The sequence below is a fragment of the Flavobacterium sp. genome (assembly GCF_029242675.1).
GTDB lineage: Bacteria > Bacteroidota > Bacteroidia > Flavobacteriales > Flavobacteriaceae > Flavobacterium.
The window spans coordinates 1-20,501 of record NZ_JAQWTM010000289.1; the positions used below are offsets into that span (position 1 = coordinate 1).

General features: G+C 36.1%; 17 protein-coding genes. 1 reads left to right on the forward strand and 16 read right to left on the reverse strand.

Going from position 1 to position 20,501, the window contains the following annotated elements:
- Window positions 1-240: 240 nt before the first annotated feature.
- The 11 genes from P8M54_RS10415 to P8M54_RS10465 all read right to left on the reverse strand — a co-directional run bounded on the left by P8M54_RS10415 (window position 241) and on the right by P8M54_RS10465 (window position 12,679).
- Window positions 241-567, reverse strand: a complete 327-nt coding sequence (locus P8M54_RS10415; RefSeq protein WP_300287770.1) for a nucleotide pyrophosphohydrolase — start codon at window positions 565-567, stop codon at window positions 241-243.
- A 42-nt stretch (window positions 568-609) separates the two neighbouring features.
- Entirely contained in the window at window positions 610-2,622 is a 2,013-nt protein-coding gene (locus P8M54_RS10420) for a DUF3857 domain-containing protein (protein ID WP_300287771.1), read from the reverse strand.
- Between the two features lie 3 nt (window positions 2,623-2,625).
- Entirely contained in the window at window positions 2,626-4,539 is a 1,914-nt protein-coding gene (locus P8M54_RS10425) for a DUF3857 domain-containing protein (RefSeq protein WP_300287772.1), read from the reverse strand.
- A gap of 137 nt (window positions 4,540-4,676) precedes the next feature.
- The gene (dtd, locus tag P8M54_RS10430) at window positions 4,677-5,129 is read right to left on the reverse strand and encodes a D-aminoacyl-tRNA deacylase (protein ID WP_300287773.1); all 453 of its coding nucleotides are present in this window, start codon (window positions 5,127-5,129) and stop codon (window positions 4,677-4,679) included.
- A complete protein-coding gene (rsgA, locus tag P8M54_RS10435) occupies window positions 5,126-6,106 on the reverse strand; it encodes a ribosome small subunit-dependent GTPase A (protein WP_300287774.1) in 981 nt (326 codons plus the stop codon). The genes dtd and rsgA overlap by 4 nt, the downstream gene beginning before the upstream one ends.
- Window positions 6,107-6,229: 123 nt before the next feature.
- Window positions 6,230-6,370: a hypothetical protein gene (locus P8M54_RS10440; protein ID WP_300287775.1), complete on the reverse strand. Its 141-nt coding sequence runs from the start codon at window positions 6,368-6,370 to the stop codon at window positions 6,230-6,232.
- 590 nt (window positions 6,371-6,960) lie between these two features.
- Window positions 6,961-8,043: a bifunctional 3-deoxy-7-phosphoheptulonate synthase/chorismate mutase type II gene (locus P8M54_RS10445; protein WP_300287776.1), complete on the reverse strand. Its 1,083-nt coding sequence runs from the start codon at window positions 8,041-8,043 to the stop codon at window positions 6,961-6,963.
- Window positions 8,044-8,074: 31 nt separating this feature from the next.
- A complete protein-coding gene (locus tag P8M54_RS10450; protein WP_300287778.1) occupies window positions 8,075-8,932 on the reverse strand; it encodes a prephenate dehydrogenase in 858 nt (285 codons plus the stop codon).
- A 125-nt stretch (window positions 8,933-9,057) separates the two neighbouring features.
- Window positions 9,058-10,218: an aminotransferase class I/II-fold pyridoxal phosphate-dependent enzyme gene (locus P8M54_RS10455; protein ID WP_300287779.1), complete on the reverse strand. Its 1,161-nt coding sequence runs from the start codon at window positions 10,216-10,218 to the stop codon at window positions 9,058-9,060.
- A 48-nt stretch (window positions 10,219-10,266) separates the two neighbouring features.
- Window positions 10,267-11,100, reverse strand: coding sequence for a prephenate dehydratase (locus P8M54_RS10460; RefSeq protein ID WP_300287780.1), 834 nt, complete (start codon window positions 11,098-11,100; stop codon window positions 10,267-10,269).
- 340 nt (window positions 11,101-11,440) lie between these two features.
- Window positions 11,441-12,679, reverse strand: a complete 1,239-nt coding sequence (locus P8M54_RS10465) for a dicarboxylate/amino acid:cation symporter (RefSeq protein ID WP_300287781.1) — start codon at window positions 12,677-12,679, stop codon at window positions 11,441-11,443.
- A gap of 166 nt (window positions 12,680-12,845) precedes the next feature.
- Here P8M54_RS10465 and gldA point away from each other — a divergent pair, with 166 nt between their 5' ends.
- Window positions 12,846-13,742: a gliding motility-associated ABC transporter ATP-binding subunit GldA gene (gldA, locus tag P8M54_RS10470; RefSeq protein WP_300287782.1), complete on the forward strand. Its 897-nt coding sequence runs from the start codon at window positions 12,846-12,848 to the stop codon at window positions 13,740-13,742.
- A 72-nt stretch (window positions 13,743-13,814) separates the two neighbouring features.
- On the opposite strand, the gene P8M54_RS10475 is transcribed toward gldA, so the two are convergent.
- The 5 genes from P8M54_RS10475 to P8M54_RS10495 all read right to left on the reverse strand — a co-directional run.
- Window positions 13,815-14,453 (reverse strand): hypothetical protein, encoded by a 639-nt coding sequence (locus P8M54_RS10475; protein WP_300287783.1) that lies wholly within the window; start codon window positions 14,451-14,453, stop codon window positions 13,815-13,817.
- A gap of 216 nt (window positions 14,454-14,669) precedes the next feature.
- Complete coding sequence (metF, locus tag P8M54_RS10480; protein WP_300287784.1) at window positions 14,670-15,626, reverse strand: methylenetetrahydrofolate reductase [NAD(P)H]; 957 nt, start codon at window positions 15,624-15,626, stop codon at window positions 14,670-14,672.
- Window positions 15,627-15,706: 80 nt separating this feature from the next.
- A complete protein-coding gene (locus tag P8M54_RS10485; RefSeq protein ID WP_300287785.1) occupies window positions 15,707-19,219 on the reverse strand; it encodes a vitamin B12 dependent-methionine synthase activation domain-containing protein in 3,513 nt (1,170 codons plus the stop codon).
- A gap of 562 nt (window positions 19,220-19,781) precedes the next feature.
- Window positions 19,782-20,060, reverse strand: coding sequence for a hypothetical protein (locus tag P8M54_RS10490; RefSeq protein WP_300287786.1), 279 nt, complete (start codon window positions 20,058-20,060; stop codon window positions 19,782-19,784).
- A 179-nt stretch (window positions 20,061-20,239) separates the two neighbouring features.
- Window positions 20,240-20,501: homocysteine S-methyltransferase family protein (locus P8M54_RS10495; RefSeq protein WP_300287787.1), on the reverse strand; the 262-nt coding region annotated here is incomplete at its 5' end.

Consider the following 20,501-nt stretch of genomic DNA (forward strand, 5'->3'; position numbering starts at 1 on the left):
CCAAAGTAATTGCAGGAAACAAGGCCTGCAAAAGTAGTAATCTGTTGGTTTCACTTTTTGAGCCTGTGACCGCTATTTGCGCTTGTAAGTCTTTATGAGAAGTTTGTAGGAGTAAATTCATATTTATCTTTATCAGTTGAAACCCGTGATTGTAAGTGTACGGCTAGCCAATATCAACTAACAATTACAAGCCGCAATTTAGCTATACCTGATTATATAACATAATTAATAGGTTGCAAATTATTTCAGTTTCTCGTTGTTTTTGTGACGATCCTTATCTCTAACAGACTTTAAATCCATCTTTTTATCAAAAGCAGCTTGAAGATCAATTCCTGTTTGATTGGCAAGACATAAAACCACGAAAACAACATCTGCTAGTTCCTCTCCTAGATCTTTGTTCTTATCACTTTCTTTTTCAGATTGTTCACCATAACGACGAGCGATAATGCGAGCTACCTCACCTACCTCCTCTGTCAATTGAGCCATATTAGTTAACTCATTAAAATAGCGAACACCATGTTCTTTGATCCAATTATCTACTTCTAGTTGGGAATTTTGTAAGTTCATTATCTTTATATTTTCTTCAAAGATACAAAGTTGGGGTTGTTCTTATATTTTTCTCAAAACAACTTTCTCGTTTTGTTTGTCTACTATTTTTTGAAAATATTCCTTTAGTGTAGGATAATTTTCTGAAGTTACGATAGGCAAATTTATCTGATTGATAGCCATGATTTGAATTGTACTCTCAGAAATGGTGGTTAAATATCTAAAATTAGCAACCTCATTTTCAAAAACCAAATTAATAGACTCTGGAATTCTTTCAACAGTATATCCTTCAGGAATGGCTATGATTACCGAATATTTATCCATAAATGGAAAACCGAAATCAATTGGGTATAACCTGTTTTCTTGTTTAAAAGGATTTTGTGATCCTGTAAATGAAAGTAAGGGTTTAATATAAATCTTACCTCCAATAATTTCGCTAAAATTAGAACCAGTAAAACTTAGTGATTCAATAAGAGGTAAATTTAGATCGTTCTCATTAGTTCTTGTGTAGGATTGAATATCAATTTTATTATTGTCATTTTCTAGTTTTTCTATATAGGCTTCTTCTTTAAGATTCTTTTGTGAATTTCGAAAAAGCATTGCATTGTGAGTATCGCGCTGGCGTCTCAATTTACCAGTGACTACTCCTTTTTCATCTATTGCATACATAATTGTGATTATATCATTAGATAACTTAGAAGGCATTAGGTCTATCTCTACTGAAGATCCGTCTTTTCTAATTAATCTACCAAACCAATTCAATGCCCTAGAAGGCAAAACATCTGGCTCAGAATTACGATCTGAAGCATCTAGTAGCGTATATCCTGCACCATTTTCCACTGCTGCAATAACGTAATTAAAAGCAGTTCTATTAGGAAACATTGCAATCCCATTGGAGCGAGTACTGACTAAAACAGGATTAGCATTTAATCCTGCATATCTCAACATTGCTGTTAGCATAAGATTAATTTCAGCAACATTTCCTGCTTTATCCTTGTATGCTTTTTTTACTCCATCATTACAAGAATAACCATAATAATCATTCCATTTTACTATTGACTTAATATGCTTTAATATCGCATCTATTTTTTCTTCTGGTTTAGTCAAATTAGCTAAAACAACTTTTAAATCATCTTCAAAATACCCTGTTTTATTAAGTTCAGGCCCAAAATCATCATAATCATATATCGTTTTTACAACAGAAGCCCAATCCGTAGAATAGGATTTAAATGGTTGATTAGGATATTTAGTCATTGCTAACTCTTGCACTAAGCTGACAGTATAATTATCTACATTATTAACGAAAACCTCATCATTTATTGCAGGTAGGTTTTCTGAAACATAGGTCGTTCTAGTTTCCACATACTCAACTTTATCACTTGAAAAAACTGTTTTTAAAGCCATACCATTACTTACTCGCTCTTTTGAAGTTAAAGTAAACGCGTTCATTCCTTTCTCAACAGTTATTTTTGGATTATAAAACCCTCTTAAATTAGTATTATACGTAAAGTATTCCGGAACATTCATCTTGTACTCAGAATAGTTAACAGGGATAATTCTTTGGAAATACCAATCACGTGGACTAGAAATGCTTTCCGTCCTGTAGCTATACGAGTATTCAATAACAGAACCTTCCTTAACGTTTGGCATTATAATTTTTTTTTGCCCCCAATACTTATTCAACACTTCATCAAATGTTCCGTCACTTCTTAATTTAGTTTTTTCGATTTTTCCATTAACCAAATTATAAGTCACTGCATCTGAAAAGGATAATTTCTCTGCAGCTCCGGAACCAATATAATATCTTAGACTTTTATTTGCCCAATCATATCCTTCTTTTTTGTAAATTTTAATTCTTACTTTAACTTCAGTATTCATAACAAAACCCTTTCCTTCAGAATACTCAAAACTGTTTTTCCCCTTTTCAAATAATACAGCAGCTACTGCAGAAGAATCCGTAATATGTTTTTTTTCTTGTAGCTCAGCAATTGACACTTTTCCTAATTCAAAATTTTGAGCGTTTGTCTGTGCGACAACAATCAATAGGATTGCTAGAATTATTTTTTTAAATTTCATGGGTTATTTGTTTTGGGTTAAAATCATTTTGGCATTATCATTTTTAGCTACTTGTTCCATAAAGAGACGATAATCATCATACTCAGAGGCTAGATACATTCCTTTTTTAATCGAAAGAGAGCGTTTGTAAGTAATACTATTATTGGTGGTCTTTGAGAACTCTATTGAATACGCTCCAAACTTATTTTTTAGTTCATAATTTGTGGGCATATGTTCGATGGAAAACCCATCAGGTAATTCAATTGTAATGTAATCTGTATCTAGGTAACCTCTATGAATTTCAAAAGGTTTTTTTCTGTTTCTGATCCTTTTTACCGAACCCAAATATTGATTATAAGCATTAACTGCGAACATCATTTTTCCGCCCGACAGATTACCGTAGTTAGCAGCGCTCAGTTCAACGTTTTCAGTAAAACTGACTTTAGCTTTATCATTGGCAAACGCAATTGATTTCATCTTCAAGTTTTGTATGTTTCTCCAATACCCCTTATAATGATCGTCTCTAGCCAATGGTTGCTCGTTTTCTAAAGTCGCTTTGTTAACAAACTGAGACCCACGTGACACAATAGCTATCGACCCAGTTAAATCACCAGTCGCAGAGATTGCGTATTTACCAGTACTTAGCTGCGAGTTTGTATTATCATCATAAACATCTGTATGGACGATTTCGCCACCCTCAGGTTTCACTACAAGAACATCTCGATCATCTGTAAAACTACCTTGAAAACCAAAAGGATCATCTTGACTCGTGCATTCAAGCCAAGTATACTTGTTGCCGTTGGGAATTGCTATAATCATATGATTGCCCTGCATGGAAACAAAATCAGTTTGTATATTTTTTTTGGTAGTGTCTCCATACAATATCACGTTATAAGAAGGCACTTCTACCGCGGCTAATAAAGCTTTGGTATAATTAGTAAGTGCTTTACAATCGCCATAACCAAGGCGGTCTACATCAGTGGCTAGCATTGGTTTCCAACCTCCAATACCAACTTGAATACTAACATACCTTGATTTTTTTTGTACAAAATCGTAAATCAAACGCGCTTTTTTTATGGGGTCTTTTTCATCACCTACAAGTGCTTTCATTTTAGCTTTCGTCTCCTCTGGCAAATCAGTTGTTCCTGATAATATTTGACTAGAGTACCATTCTCCAAATTCTTTCCAAGATTTGGCTTTACCATCAACTCCTTCCAAATGAAACTGCTCTAGTCCCATCATTACTTTTGGGAAAATAGAGCTAAATGCAGGAGTATAATCTTCCATCTTTTGCACTGGAATAGCAGTAGCACTGTAAGAAAGTTGTGTTGGATTATCGACCGTTTTTTGAATAGTAAAGTCTCCAAAATTATATTCCATTTTCTTGAAACCCAAATTATCTGGGTAACTCACATTGAGAATACTTTTCTCGACGCTTACATAATAATTGGAAAAAGGATACCATTGCGGAATAAATGCTGTTGTAGAGGTTTGTAGTTCGCTCTTATAAACCACCGTAAAAGGATACTGAATGGGAGTATAATCCAAGTACAAATATCGACTATCTGAAAATAATGTACTGCCACCAGCAGCACTTTCATCCTTAAAATCTTTTCGTTTTATTTTTTTTATTTCTCGACCTAAAATATCATAAACCGTTGCTTCGATATCTTTTATAACGGTTCTTTTATTATAATTTTCGACCGCATCAATGGCTGACAATCCTTTTTCGTTAAGGACAGTTATGACTCTCAACGTGTTAATTTTCATTTCCCGCTGAGACGCTATTATAATATCAACCTGATTTAATCGCACCACAGCATTAGCGTTGTCTTTGAGACTATCTGCTATATTTAATGCACTGTATTCAATTTTTTGCGCTTTAGTTGCAATTGAAAAGAAAAGAATAAGAAGAAATACTATTTTTTTAAACACCATTTTTTTTAAGTAAAATTAAAGCCAAATATTTGGCACAAAATAATGAGATCAAGTTTCTTTGATCTTCTAGTTTGTTTTTGGCATTTAATTATTTGTGGCTTCCCAAAATAAATAAAATCTTATGATAAACAAGAAATTTACTCTCTATTTTTACTATCTATCATTATAGTTACCGGACCGTCATTCACTAGAGCAACTTTCATATCAGCTCCAAAAACTCCAGTTTGAATTTGTCTACCTAGAGCAAACTGCATCTTTTGTACAAAATTCTCGTAAAGCGGTATGGCAATATCAGGCTTGGATGCCTTTATATAGGAAGGACGATTGCCTTTTTTAGTGGCTGCGTGAAGTGTAAATTGACTTACGACAATTATATCTCCGCCAGCATCTAGGACAGACAAATTCATAACCTCATTAACATCTGCAAAGATTCGCAAATTGACAATTTTGCCCACCAACCAATCAATATCATTTTGGGAGTCGGCATCTTCAATTCCTACCAGCACCAGCAATCCTTTTTGAATATTAGCAATAATTTTAGAATCAATTGTAACGGATGCTGATGCTACTCGCTGCAATACTACTCTCATAGACCTCTTGTTTTGTCACTCTCTTTTCGGTCCTCGTCATAGTTATCTGTACGGTAGTTTTCGTCATCACCTTCTAACAATTTAAGGTAACTATTGTAACGTGACCAAGCTATTTCATCTTTTTCCAATGCATCCTTGACCGCACATTTTGGTTCATCCTTATGTATGCAGTTATTGAATTTACATTGATCTTTCAATTTGAAAAACTCAGGAAAGTAACCGCTAATTTCAACTGGCTCCATATCGACTACCCCAAAACCTTTGATTCCAGGAGTATCAATAATTCGTGCTCCAAAAGCTAGATCATACATTTCGGCAAAAGTCGTTGTATGTTGCCCTTGTTTACTAGCTTCAGATATAGTTTTAGTTTTAAGATGCAAGGTTGGCTCCATGGCATTGACTAAAGTTGATTTTCCTACACCTGAATGCCCTGAAAACATGCTCACTTTGTCAATCATCATTTCTTTCAACTTTTCGATTCCCTTCATTTCAGTAGAGGAAACTCTTAGACATTTATATCCAATTTCTTGATAGACATGTTGCATGTATAACTGCTCATCCAAAGTCGCCTCGTCAAAAGTATCTATTTTATTAAACACTAAAATAGTTTCGATTCCATAAGCTTCAGCAGTTACAAGAAAACGATCAATAAAATTGAAAGTCGTAGGTGGATTATTTATGGTTATCAATAAAAAAACACGATCAATATTACTGGCAATAATATGCATTTGATGTGATAAATTAACCGACTTGCGCACGATATAATTTTTCCTTTCATGGATATTAAATATTGTTCCCGTGATTGCATCTGAGGTCTCATCTATTTCATAATCTACGACATCTCCAACCGCGATTGGATTGGTGCTTTTAATTCCTTTAATACGGAATTTACCCTTAATACGGCATTCAATAAAATCCCCTTGTTCTGATTTTACGGTATACCAACTTCCTGTAGATTTATAAACGAGTCCTGTCATGCAGCAAAGGTAAAATTTTGTTTCAAGTTTAAAGTTCAAAGTTCAAAGTTTTTTAAACTTCGCTAAAAGCAAAATCCCCTCAACTTAATAAGCTAAGGGGATTTGTCTCTTGAAATGAATACCTTATTTTTCGTAAGGAAAATTTCTTCCCACTTTACGCATCATGCTTTCTACTATGTCATCAGTGGAAGAAGCCAATCCTTGATCCATAGTTTTGAAAAATCTCCATAGCAAATCTCCGTCCTTACCATTATTTATGGTCATCGTTAATGTTCCCGTTCCTGTTTTTCCTCCAAAACCTCCAAATAAAACTGCTGATGCGATTGCCCCTGCTTCAGATTTTGATTGTTCTGTTTCAAATGTCCCACCTATAATTCTATCAACTCCGAGAATTTTTGCAATTTCATCTTTTGTAAATTCATCAAATTTATCTAAAGCTCCTGCCTTTTTTAATAGAATATTAGTTTTATCAACATCCTGAAAACCTACGCTATAATTATCTACTTTTCGCAGTAAAAAAGTAACATACTTGATTGAATTGATTTAGACATTTTAGCTTCTTGCTCACTATTAGATTCCGCATTAAAATTTTTAGGTTGTTTTTTGTAAGTAATTTTAACTGTAAAAGGAATAATAGCAACTGTTTTATGCTATTTAATTAATGTGGTCATTTGTGGATTTTCAAAAATTTGTTTTTGAGAATACCCGAGAAAACTTAAGAACAAAAATGATAATGCGATTAGTTTTTTCATAAAAAAAAGGTTGATGTAAATATTTAAAATAAATGAAGGTGGAATAGTACAAAAAAAACCTACACTAATGTAGGTTTTTTATTATTTTGTTAAAATATTTAATTAAGCGTTTATTACTTTATCTTGGTGATTAATACTTTCTTGATGAATGGCCTTAAATAACTTTAAAACAAACTCTTCAGAAAGTCCTTTAGTTTCACCGTCTAAAATCATCTTACCTAAAATTTCATTCCAACGGTTATTTTGCAGTACCGCTACATTTGCCGTTTTTTTCACCTGTCCAATCTCATCAGCAACCTTCATACGCTTGCCTAAAAGTTCCAGTAAAGTAGCATCTAACACATCAATATTGGCTCTCAATTTTTTCATTTTCTGCGTAAATTCATCTGATACGTCGTCTAACTTTCTCACTTTTAAATCAATGAATATTTGTTTCAAAGCATCTGGTGTTACTTGTTGTGCAGCGTCACTCCATGCATTATCAGGATCGATATGTGTTTCGATAATCATACCGTCATAATTCAAATCTAGTGCTTCTTGTGTTACTTCCAATATCATTTTTCGATCTCCTGTAATGTGCGAAGGATCTATTATCAATGGTAAATCAGGGAATTTATTTTGTAACTCGATAGCAATTTGCCACTCGGGAATGTTTCTGTATTTTGTTTTTTCATAGGTAGAGAATCCTCTATGAATTACCCCTAATTTCTCGATCCCCGCATTATACAAACGTTCTACTCCACCCAACCACAACGATAAATCAGGGTTTACAGGGTTTTTTACTAAAACAATTTTTTTAGTTCCTGCCAATGCATCCGCAATTTCCTGTACAGCAAACGGATTTACTGTTGTTCTTGCTCCTATCCACAATAAATCAATATCGTATTCCAAGGCTAACTTTACATGTGCAGCATTAGCTACCTCAATACCCATTAACAACCCCGTTTCTTCTTTCGCTTTTTTCAACCATTTTAACCCTATCTCTCCAACACCTTCAAATCCTCCAGGGCGCGTTCTTGGTTTCCATATTCCTGCTCTAAAAACACTTACGTCTGAATTCTTTAATTCATGTGCTATTTTCAATACTTGTTCCTCTGTTTCAGCACTACAAGGACCTGCAATTACTAAGGGGTGAGTCAAATTAAATTCGTTCAACCAGTTCCTCATTTCTTTCTTGTTTTCCATCTTTTTAGTTTTATATCTTATTATTTTAGTTCTAATTTTTTATGTGCATTCCGTTTAGTATTCCTTTAATCTTGTTGACGCTTTGCATCTCTTGATAAATCGCCTCGTAATCATCATTTATTAATAAATCCTTGAATTGCGTCAAATTTGAGATGTATTCCTCTAGTGTTTCGATTACCTGTTCCTTATTTTGCTTAAAAATGGGTGTCCACATTGCTGGGGAACTTTTAGCCAATCGCACTGTACTTTCAAATCCAGAGCCCGCCATATCAAAAATATCTTGCTCGTGTTTCTCTTTTTCTATGACTGTTTTCCCCAACATAAAAGCACTGATATGCGATAAGTGCGATACGTAAGCAATGTGCTTGTCATGTGAGTTAGGATCCATATATCTAATGCGCATTCCCAAAGCTTTAAACAACTCTAATGCTTTTTCTTGCAGTTTGAAAGCCGTACGCTCTACTTCACAAATAATATTTGTTTTCCCTTCAAACAATCCCAAAATCGCTGCCGACGGACCCGAGAACTCAGTTCCCGCAATCGGATGCGTAGCAATAAAATTTCGGCGTTGCGGATGCAAGGCTACCGCTTTACAAATAGGCGCCTTAGTCGATCCCACTTCAAATACAATCGTCTCATCACCTATCAAATCTAAAACCTGTGGCAGAACAACTAGCGCGCCATCCACTGGAACGGATACTATCACAAAGTCCGCCATATGGAGCTCGTCCATTTTTCCTGCCAGGTCAACAACTCCCAAAGCTATTGCCTCTTGCAAATGTGCTTCATTTGTATCAACGCCATAAATGGTCGCCTCAGGATGCAGCCGTTTTATATCCAAGACCATTGATCCTCCAATTAATCCTATTCCTATAACAAATACTTTCATTTTTTATTTTTTAGTAGCCATTCCTGCTATCCGTTTCAATCTTTTTTGCCTCCCTAAACCTATCGGTTCGGCATAAAAGGATTTCCTCTACTATCAGGGCTAGGCCAATCGCTTATTACCGACTTTTATGATTTCACTACACTAAATCGATCAATAGCCTCCTGAATCTTTTCTTCTTTAACACAAAGTGCAAACCGGATATACCCTTCTCCATTACTCCCAAAAATTGTTCCTGGAGTGATAAAAATATGCTTTTGGTACAATATGTCATTTATAAAGTCTTCTGCTGATGTGATTCCCGCTGGTAGTTTCGCCCAAACAAAGAGTCCAACACCTTCTTTATACACTTGGCAACCTAACTTTTCCGCTAATTGCTCTGTCAGGACACGACGCTTTTGGTAAATTGTATTCATCGATTCAAACCACGAAGCATCACTTTTTAAAGCTGCGATAGCTCCTTTTTGTACCGGATAAAACATCCCGCTATCCATATTGCTTTTTACTTTTAAAACCGCATCAATCGCTTGAGCGTTTCCAACCACCATTCCCACACGCCATCCTGCCATGTTAAAAGTCTTACTCAAAGAATTTAGCTCTAAAGCGACATCCATTGCACCCTTTACTTGCAATAAACTCATAGGATTATCGTTCAAAACAAAACTATACGGATTGTCATTTACCAATAGAATATGATGCTTCTTAGCGAAAGCTACTAACTTTTCAAACAATGCCAAACTCCCTCTTGCACCAGTAGGCATATGAGGATATCCTATCCACATTAACTTCACCTTTGATAAATCTAACCTCTCAAGTGCATCAAAATCAGGCTCCCAATTAGTGGCTTCTGTTAGATCATAATATACAGGTACCGCACCTACTAAATTCGTGACTGAGGTATAGGTGGGATAACCAGGATTCGGAATCAAAACGGCATCACCTTCGTTTAAAAAAGCCATCGAAATATGCATAATACCCTCCTTAGATCCCATCAAGGGTAAGATTTCAGTAACGGGACTTACGGCAACACTATAATTATTAAAATAAAAATCAGCCATGGCTTGACGTAGTTCTGGCAAACCCTGATAACTTTGATATTGATGTGCAGTATCCTCTTGCATTGCGGCAGCAATAGCAGCAACTACTTTTTGTGGCGGATTCAAATCAGGGCTTCCAATTCCCATATTAATAATAGGATTTCCCTCAGCGGCAAGCTGTCGCACCTCTCTCAATTTACTTGAGAAATAATATTCTTCAACAATATCTAATCGTTTTGCGGTAGTAATCATGTGATGCTTTGTTTATTATTTTCCTTTTCAGGATTTTATTCTCTACAATTAAAGTAGTGGTTTACTGTTTTTATACTCTCCCAAAACCTTTAAATACTCCGCCATAATTTCTAAAAGTGACTTGGCTTTTGCATAATCTTCATATTTATCAAAAGTAACATCGACAAAAAAGGAATATTTCCAGGGTGTTTCAATTTTAGGAAGCGACTGAATCTTGGTTAAATTCATCTTGCAATCACTCAGCACATTTAAAACAGCTGCTAGACTGCCTCTTTTATGATCCAATTCAAACTTTAATGAAGCTCTATTAATCTCCTCCTTTGACACAAAGGAATTTTGTTTTTTTAAAATCACAAATCGTGTCATGTTGTGATTAATAGTTTGAATTTCGGGTGCTAAAATTGTCAATCCATACATTTTTGCAGCTGTTTTACTAGCAATCGCTGCAATTCCTTTGATCTCATTTTCTTGAATTCTTCGCGCTGTCTCAGCAGTATCCTTATCTTCAACCAACTTTATCGCAGGATACTTCTTTAAGAATTCCATACATTGCAGCAAAGCCATTGGATGCGAATGCACCTCCGTAATATCTTCCATTTTCTGTCCCTCTAAGGCCATTAAATTTTGATGAATTCGCAAATAATGTTCTCCTATAATGTGTAAATTATTTTTATCGATTAAAGCATAATTAGGAATAATAGGTCCTGCAATAGAGTTCTCAATGGCCATAACAGCCTGCTCTGCTTTACCAGACAAGATGCTATCTACCAGTTCATCAAAAGACAAACACTCCTCTACTTCTACCTTTTCTCCAAAGTATTCTTGCGCTACTTGATGATGAAACGAACCTTTTATTCCTTGTATTGCGACTTTTACTTCCATTTATTCCAAAAAAAAATCCCGATTTTCATCGGGATTGTATATTTATAATTATGATTTAATTCTAATCAATTAAATAACCATATAACAATCCCTATCCTCTTTCCAGAAGAAATAATAAGTATTGCTAAAATAAAATCGGTTAGTAGTCATTAGGACTTTTTTACTTTTAATTCTGTGCTAATGTATTAATTATTTTTAAGGGCGTCAAAAAAAAACATCATTTTAAGCAACTAAAGAGGAATTCTCTAAAAAACTAGTTTTAAATTACATAATAAGTAAAAAAAACAAGTCTAAATCTTTATCTATCAAAACGATTTGACTCTCTATTTTATTCATCAACTTACTGAGCTGCTTCCAAAAGCCATTTTTTACCGTTTGAAATCCGTGTAATAACCATAGCCGAGACAACATCTCCATTGGCGTTTAACAAAGTCGCCATAGGATCAACCAAAGTTCCAACAATCATTGCTGCAGGTAGCGCTTGCTCCATAGGAAAACCATAAATTGTAATGGCCAAAATTTCTCCAATATAACCACCATTTGGAATCCCTCCCTCAACCACTGAAACAATTACTGTAATTCCTAATGCGGTAAGCAAGGTCATTGGGTCAGTAAAGTCCTTGCCGAACATAGCAAAAATAACTGCTATCTTAATAATTGAAGACATACTTGAACCATCCTTATGCAGTGGCGCGCCTAACGGAATAGCCACATTCCTAATATAAGCAGGAACTTTCATCTTTTCTGCAGCTTCTAGGTTAGCAGGTATCGTAGCAATGCTACTACAGGTTCCTAAAGCCGTTAAAACAGGTGTTATATTATTGGTCCAAAATGTTTTCAACCCTAATTTACCTCCAGCTATAAAAGCATACAAGCTAAAAAATACCACAAAATAGAAGGCACAAACACCATAATACAAACCTAATGGTTTTGCATAGGCACCAAATAATTGCGGTCCAAATATCCCTACTTGGTATGCAAAATAAGCACCTAGACCTATAGGAGCTGTTTTCATGATCAGATGTAATAACTGTTTCATAACCTCATTTCCTGAATTTAGAAAATTTCTAAAACTCTCCCCTTTTTCAGCTGACCTTAAACTAGAGAATCCAATAAGAAAGGAGAAAATTATCAAGGCAAGCATAGATTTTCTCGAAAGTAGTTCATAAAAATCGTTGGCAGTTAAAAGCTGTGTAATTTGAGAGCCTCCGTCAGTTGCTACCATATCTTCAACTGGCAGTGTCGAAATCACAATATCTTGATGAATTGGAAAAACCATTACGCCGACCATCATTAGGATGGCAGAAATTAATACCGTACCTAAAAAAACAATAATCACGATAAAGAATAGTCGACCAAGCTTTTCCGACTTCTCCAAACTAGCGATTGAAGATGCAATCGTAAAAAATATCAAGGGAATAATTGCAGTAAAAAGCAAATTCAAAAAGATATCACCCAAAGGCTTAATAATTGCAACTTCTTTTCCAAAAACAAGCCCTAATATGCTTCCAACTGTAATACCGCACAAAAGCCAAATAATACTGCTATAGGTTTTAAATAAACTTTTACTTTCTTCCATGAGATGGTTTTTAATAGATTTAGGTTAAATATATCATTCTATTTTCAATTAACAATTTCAGTTGTCAATTATAAAGTAGATGGAACCCGGACCAGAATGCTAGTTTGTTTCATAAAAACTACAAATCAATCCTTTTTCTTTTTACTTTTGCTACAAATCACGCATCATGTCAATCGAAGTTCAAAATATCTCTAAAAGTTACGGTGCTCAAAAAGCATTGGACAATGTTTCCTTTTCGATAAAAAAAGGAGAAATCGTTGGTTTTCTTGGTCCCAATGGAGCAGGTAAATCTACTTTGATGAAAATACTAACCACTTATTTAGCCGCAGATGAAGGAACGGCATTGGTTAATGACCATGATGTAAACGGTAATCCGAAAGCAGTACAACAATCAATTGGATATCTACCAGAGCATAATCCGTTGTATTTAGACTTATATGTTAGGGAATATTTGGCTTTTAATGCCGATGTTTACAAGGTTGCCAAAGAAAGAATTGAAGAAGTAATTATTCTAACTGGTTTAACAGCAGAGAGTAATAAAAAAATCGGGCAATTATCTAAAGGATACCGACAAAGAGTAGGACTTGCCAATGCCTTACTTCACAATCCCGACGTACTGATTCTTGATGAACCTACTACTGGTTTAGATCCTAATCAATTGCTAGAAATTCGTTCCGTGATTAAAAATGCGGGTAAGGACAAAACTGTTTTCCTATCGACACACATCATGCAAGAGGTTGAGGCGATTTGTGATCGTGTGATAATCATCAATAAAGGACAAATTGTTGCCGATAAAAAATTAGATCATATGATAACGGCTGATAAGGAGCAAGTAATCGAAGTTGAATTTGATTATAAAATCGAAGAGGAAGCGATTGCCAGAATGCCTCATTTAAAGTCATATAAAAATACACATGACTTTTCTTGGGAACTAGTTTTTTTAGCTGATAAGGACATGCGTCCTACCGTTTTTGATTTTGCACATGATAATGGTTTAAAAACATTACAGTTAAATCAAAAAAATAAAAACTTAGAAGCTATTTTTAGAGAAATCACAAAATAAAATTTACTCTTAACATATAGAAAATTATAACAAACCCTCTTAAAATGTTTCTCAAGAGGGCATATATTGTTTCTATGTTTTAGGAAGCGTTGCTCCTACTGCTATATCGCAACGATGTCCTGCTTTTCCATGCGCAGGATTGATTCCGTCAGCAGGAGCTTCATTATCTGTTGCTAGAAGTGTTGGCACTGTGGACGGCACATTAATTTCTTGAACAACTTGACCCGAATTTGGAGTAGCTGTATTTGTCGCCTTTGAGTTTAAAGGTGCACCAACAGCGATATCACATCTATGATTTTTTTCTCCGTGTGGCGGATTCATCCCTTTTGCAGTCACTTGCTTTACAATAGTTGGTTGCGTATTTGATTGAACAGGTGTATTCGAAACAGTTGTTGGTTGCGCTTGACTAGCCCCATTTGCAGCCGTATTTAACGGTGCTCCAACAGGTATATCACATCTATGATTGGGTTGTCCGTGCTCTGGATTGACTCCCGAAGCAACAGATGAAGTTACAGCATTGTTATTATTCTCGCGAAATAAATTATGGTTTGCTGTTGCGCCTGTAGCTGTTTGCTGTGTTTGAATTCCTGCATTTGTTTGCTGAGTAAATGGCACCACTAACCTAGGATCGCCCGTTGACGATGTTTCTTCTTTTTTACATGACACTACTACAAAAGATACACACAACAGTAAGCTTAGAGAATATTTCATTTTGACATTATTACGTTACTATTTTCAAATATAAGGTATAAAAAGGAACCATCAATGGATTAAGGCCTTTCTTAACACTTTCACTGATTTTAAAACTAATTATCAATCGCAAAAACATCTTGAATATTAGTCCGCTACTTAGCCCAGATGGCAGCGGCATCCTTTTTATTTTTTCTTTAAAAATAAAAAGATAAAGCGGACAGCTGGATCAAGCTCCTAGAAAAGAGCACTCGCAATTTGCCTGATATTCTCTGATTTACCCATGGAGTAATAATGCAATACCGGCACGCCGGCCGCTTTTAACTCTTTGGATTGCTGAATTGCCCATTCGATTCCAACTTGCTTGACATCGGCATTGGATTTACATGCATCCACCGCGTCAATCAAATCCTCGGGTAAGTCAATACGGAAAATTTGAGGTAAGATTTGTAAATGTCTCTGTACTGCAAGAGGCTTAATTCCCGGAATAATTGGTACTGTAATTCCCATTTCGCGGGCTTTTGCTACAAATTCGAAATATTTAGCATTGTCAAAAAACATTTGAGTAACTACATAATCAGCGCCAGCATCGACTTTTTCTTTTAGTCTTTTTAAATCCGATAAAAGCGATGGAGATTCTAAATGTTTCTCAGGATAACCCGCCACACCTATGCAAAAATCAGCTTTATTATCCACATGAATGACATCATGTAAATACTTGCCCTCATTTAATAATTTAACTTGTTGCACAAGATCTATGGCATATTTATGACCGCCATCTTTAGCTACAAAAGATTGTTCGTCCTTCATGGCATCGCCTCGCAAGGCCATTATATTATTGATGCCTAGGTAATGACAATCTACCAATAAATACTCGGTTTCCTCTTTAGTAAAACCCCCGCAAAGCACATGAGGAACTGTATCGACATTGTACTTATGCGTAATCGAAGCACAAATCCCTAAAGTCCCAGGACGCATTCTGGTCAGTTTTTTATCCAACAAACCATTTCCTTTATCGACATAAATAAACTCCTCCCGAGAGGTTGTCACGTCAATAAACGGAGGTTTAAACTCCATCAAAGGATCAATATTATCATATAATTCCTGAATACTCTTCCCTTTTTGAGGCGGTATAATTTCAAAGGAGAATAAGGTATTCCCGTTTGCTGCTGCTATATGTTCTGTTACTTTCATAGTAAAGTCTTAAAGTTTAAAAGCCGAAGGTCGAAAGCCATGCCCTTTGGACATTATGACTTATGACTTTGCGACTGGTATTAATCTGCTATATTCGGGTTTAACCATTTAGTTGCCATGTCTGTAGAGATACTTCTTCGCTTGGCATAATCTATCACTTGATCTTCTTTTATTTTCCCAAGTCCGAAATACTTACTTTCTGGATTTCCAAAATAATATCCCGAAACAGATGATGCTGGCCACATTGCCATACTCTCGGTTAAGGTTACTCCTATTTCTTTTTCCACATTTAGTAATTTCCAGATCGTCGGCTTTTCTAAATGGTCTGGACATGCAGGATATCCTGGTGCAGGACGAATTCCTTTGTACTCTTCAGCAATCATCGCCTCCGTACTTATGTTTTCATCCGGTGCGTATCCCCAAATTTCTTTACGAATTTTCTCGTGTAAATATTCCGCAAAGGCTTCTGCAAAACGATCGGCCAATGCTTTAACCATAATCGAATTATAATCATCTAAATCTTTTTCGAATTCAGCTGCCCATTCATCAACTCCAAAACCAGTAGTCACACAAAAAGCCCCCATGTAATCTGTTTTACCTGAATCTTTTGGCGCGATAAAATCTGCCAAAGCGATATTTGGAGCTCCTTTTGTTTTTTGTGATTGTTGGCGTAATGTCAAAAACAGCCCCCTAACCCCCGAAGGGGGAACTTCCAAGTTTGCCTTTAATTCTTTTCTAATACTTTCAATAGTATTATTAATATCACTTAAAACTTGTTTATTGGTATATCTTATAACTTTAAAACCTTTTGATTTCAACCAATCAGTTCGATGTTCGTCATGTTCTTTTTGTTCGGCAGTATCATGAATACCACCATCAACTTCAATAACTATCCTTCGTTCTAAACACACAAAATCTACTATATACTCCCCAATTACATGCTGCCTTCTGAATTTTAAGTTCTCAATTCCTTTATTCGATAACACATTCCAAAGCATTTTTTCAGCTTCCGTTGGCTTATTTCTCATTTCCTTAGCTCGCTCTTTCAATACGTCGTATAAAGCAGGACTAGCTGTTTTCCAAGTTTGCTTTTCCTCAATCTGGATAGCTCCCCCTCCGGGGGCGGGGGGGGCTTGGTATAATTCAATATCATCATCATTGATTTGATTCGCAGGGAAAATACCGTAGATTCCTTTGGCGATCAATTTCTTTTCTTTCAAAATAACCGCTAACATTTCCTGTGCATCCGCAAAAACCGAAGTCGCTTGCTCCCCAACTACTTCATCCGTTAAAATCGCTGGATATTTTCCAAACAATTCCCATGTTCTAAAAAAAGGTGTCCAGTCAATATAAGGAACCAATACATCCAATTCTACTTCGATAACTTGTTCGCCAATAATATTTGGCTTCACAGGCGTAAAATTGTCCCAGTCCAATTGCAATTTATTTTTTCGAGCTTGTTCAATAGTCAAGAAGTTTTTATCACGAGAACGGTTTAAAAACGTTTCTCTAAACGCATCATATTCCGCTCTGATATCGCTTGCATATATTTTTTTATCCTTGTTCAACAGGCTTCCGGCAACGGTTACCGCTCTCGAAGAATCATTAACAAGAATGACATTTACTCTATACTTATTTGCAATATTCACGGCGGTATGTGCTCGCGAAGTCGTTGCTCCACCAATCATCACCGGAATTTTCAGTCCGCGTTTGTCTAATTCTTTCGCTAGATATACCATCTCGTCAAGCGAAGGCGTAATCAAACCACTTAGCCCAATAATGTCTACTTCGTGTTCGATCGCTGCAGCAATAATTTTTTCAGGAGGCACCATCACACCAAGATCTACAATCTCATAATTATTACAAGCCAACACCACCGAAACAATGTTTTTACCAATATCATGGACATCTCCTTTTACGGTTGCCATCAATATTTTTCCCGCCCCCCTTGCCCCCGGAGGGGGAGCCGTAAGAGCTGAATGTATTTTACTTAAAACCTTTTCCATATCAAACAGAACTTCCTCATTTGAAAAACGTATCACTTGATACCCTTCAGAATTCAACCAAGCTGTCCTTTGAGCATCACTTACTTGATTTTCCGGCAACTGATGGATTAATCCATCAACTTCAACAATTACATTTTCTTTCAAACATATAAAATCAGCTATATAATCTCCAATAATATGCTGTCTTCGAAATTTATAATCTTCCAATTGTTTACCACTCAATTCCTGCCATAACCTTTTTTCAGCATCAGTTGGTTGATTACGCATTTTTTTAGCATGCTCTTTTAACAAGCCATAATTAGCTCTATTGGCAGTTTCCCAATGCTTTGCGTCCTTAACTCCCCCTTTGGGGGCTGGGGGGCGTTTACTTGCTTCAATAAAAGGCAATAAATACGCCACCGCTTTTTTCATCACACGCGCCGATTTTACCACTTGCGGCAAAAACATTTTTCCAGAACCAAATAAATCACCCACTACATTCATTCCCGCCATCAAGTTGATTTCGATCACTTCAATAGGTTTTGTGGCAGCCAATCTTGCTTCTTCAACATCTTCTTCAATAAACTGGTCAATCCCTTTTACCAATGAATGCGTAATTCTTTCTTGAACAGTACCTGATCGCCATTCTTGAATTGCCTTTTCATTGCTCTTCACATCGCCTTTTACATTCTCGGCAAAGTCTAGTAAACGTTCCGTAGCATCATCGCGTCTGTCTAAGATTACATCTTCAACATGCTCTAATAAGTCTTTCGGGATATCATCATAAATCGTCAACATCTCTGGGTTTACAATCCCCATCGTCATTCCGTTTTGAATCGCATGATACAAGAAAACCGAGTGCATCGCTTCCCTTACCGTATCATTTCCTCTAAACGAAAACGAAACATTACTCACCCCACCGCTTATGTGTGCATGGGGCAAATTTTCACGAACCCATTTAGTTCCTCTAAAGAAATCCAAGGCGTTCAATCGGTGCTCTTCCATTCCTGTAGCAACCGGAAATATATTCAAATCGAAAATAATATCCTGAGGTGGAAACCCTACTTTATCAACTAAAATATCATACGAACGCTGGCATATTTCAATTCTTCTGTCGTAATTATCGGCCTGACCCACCTCATCAAACGCCATAATAATCGCCGCAGCACCGTAACGCTTGATCAATTTGGCGTGATGAATAAAAGCCTCTTCGCCTTCTTTTAGCGAAATCGAGTTTACGACACTTTTTCCTTGTACCACTTTCAATCCAGCCTCGATTATGTGCCATTTCGAACTATCAATCATTATTGGCACACGTGCAATATCCGGTTCGGCCGCAATTAAATTCAGGAATTTGGTCATGGCATACTCACCATCCAGCATTCCCTCATCCATATTAATATCGATGATTTGCGCGCCGCCTTCCACTTGCTCCTTAGCAATACTTAGTGCTTCTTCGTATTTTTCTTCCTTGATTAACCTCAAAAATTTTCTAGAACCCGTCACATTGGTACGTTCCCCAACATTAACAAATACGCTTTCAGGCGTAATGATCAAAGGCTCTAATCCCGCTAATACAAGGTTTCTTCTAGTTTCTTGTTCTGCCATTTTTTCTTAAATTCCTGAGTTACTATCCGAATAGCTATCGGGAGCTAGTCTCTAAGTTTATATTTTGTGCTTTTTAAAGAGCTATTTTTTTTCATTATTATGTGGGCGTGACCCTTCGCTTCTCTTCGGGTCAGGCTTTGCGTTTCAAGTCCTCGCTATGTTTCGCAATCGCTCCACTGTGGGCTTTTCACTACAATCCTTCACGCGGATTTTTGAATTCGATGCCATTGCCATTCGTTTTGTCATTGCGAGGAACGACGCAATCTCACTATTATCTCTACAACTTCGTTATATGACGAAAAAGAATCTCCGCTAATGAAGCAACTTGTTGAGATTCTTCCTTCGTCAGAATGACAAATCCGGCTTTCTTGTCATTGCGAGGAACGACGCAATCGGATCCAACATTTCCATTCATAAAATCTCCTCTTTTTCATTCAAATTAAGAATCACTTCAGTTGATCTCGTTATGTGATTCCTTCGTTCCTCGGAATGAAAAAGCTAAAATCTATACTTTTATTCTCTTTACGGACACGAGCGGGACACTCGCGCTAGCAAGGGCGATCTAAAAATTAAACAATGTCAATGCCTTAAAAAATTCTTCATCGCTAGCCGATTCTACTTTGTAAAATGTAAAATATGCAAAGCTCTTCTCTCCCAAATTACCCGGTAAAAAACTTACTTCGATAACTTTTAAAGATTTGGAAACTTTTAATTTAATAATGCAATTTTGTATTGTCTCCAAAACATCTTCTTCGTTTATGAAGGAAGGATTTTCAACTCCTAATATTTTATTAACCGCAAGATTAAAACTTGAATTATGAATTTGAATTACTTGTTTCATATTAATAAAATTAGCTGTTATACTTTTAAGAAAATAATTACTTGTTAATTGCCTCAGTATGCTAAGTACTTATATTTTAAATCAATTTATATCACGTCAACGAGAACACAATCACAGAAATCGATATTAAAATCATTTAATCTAGCTACGTGATTTCCTTCGTTCCTCGGAATGAAAAACTACATCACCGCCTCCGAAACTCTCGGTTTGTAATCCTTAGCAATATCTGCGATTAACCTGATGTGTTCTGGTGTTGTACCGCAACAACCACCAATGATATTTACTAAATTATCGTCGAGATATGTTTTTATTTGGGCTTGCATTTCTGCTGGTGTTTCGTCGTATTCTCCAAAAGCGTTTGGCAATCCTGCATTAGGATGCGCTGATACATTGAAGGCAGTGTTTTGGGATAAGGTTTGTAAATACGGTTTCAATAAATCG